The sequence below is a fragment of the Methylobacterium sp. GXF4 genome, assembly GCF_000272495.1.
Lineage (GTDB): Bacteria > Pseudomonadota > Alphaproteobacteria > Rhizobiales > Beijerinckiaceae > Methylobacterium > Methylobacterium brachiatum.
Genome location: NZ_AKFK01000042.1, coordinates 1 through 761, shown reverse-complemented (window position 1 = coordinate 761; position 761 = coordinate 1). Strand labels below are relative to the sequence as shown.

Sequence of the window (761 nt, the reverse complement as noted above, 5' to 3'; positions counted from 1 at the left end):
CCCGCGGCGCGGCGGCCGCGTTACTTGCTGCCGCGCTGGGCGAGCACGGCCGGGACGGTGCGCAGCATGATCGCGATGTCCCGGCGCAGGCTCCACCGGCTGGCATAGTCCAGGTCCAGCGCCACGCGCTCGGCATAGCTGGTGTCGGACCGGCCCGAGACCTGCCACAGCCCGGTGACGCCCGGCGGCACCGCAAAGCAGGTGGCGAACGCCCGGCCGTAGCGGGCAACCTCGGCCTGGACGATCGGGCGCGGCCCGACCAGGCTCATCTCGCCGCGCAGCACGTTCCACAGCTGCGGCAGCTCGTCCAGGGAGGTCTTGCGCAGCACCTGGCCGATGGCGGTGATCCGCGGGTCGTCGCTGAGCTTGTGCGTGGCCGCCCATTCCGCCCGGGCCCGGGGGCTGGCGGCCAGATGCGCGGCGAGCACCGCCTCGCCGTCGGTGACCATCGAGCGGAACTTCAGGCAGCCGAAGCTGCGCCCGTCCCGGCCGAGCCGGGTGTGCCGGAAGATCGGCGCCTTGCGGTCGCCGGCCCAGACCAGGGCGGCGATCAGCAGCATCAGCGGCAGCAGCAGGAACAGCGCGGTCGCCGCGACCCCGATGTCGAGACCGCGCTTGGCCGCCCAGTCCAGCCGAAGCCCCCGGGCCACGAACGGCGTCTCCGGCAGAACCGCCTCCGCCACGGCCTCCGCAGCCTCGCTCACCTGATCCGCAATCTGATCGGCCACATCGGACATCTCAACCCTATGGTGCGGCGCAGA

Annotated in this window: 1 protein-coding gene; it reads right to left on the bottom strand. The window is 73.1% G+C overall.

All coding sequences use genetic code 11. The features are described 5' to 3' along the window. Positions 1-20 precede the first annotated feature (20 nt). The gene (locus WYO_RS04110; RefSeq protein ID WP_007559443.1) at positions 21-737 is read right to left on the bottom strand and encodes a sugar transferase; all 717 of its coding nucleotides are present in this window, start codon (positions 735-737) and stop codon (positions 21-23) included. Between the last annotated feature and the right edge of the window lie 24 nt (positions 738-761).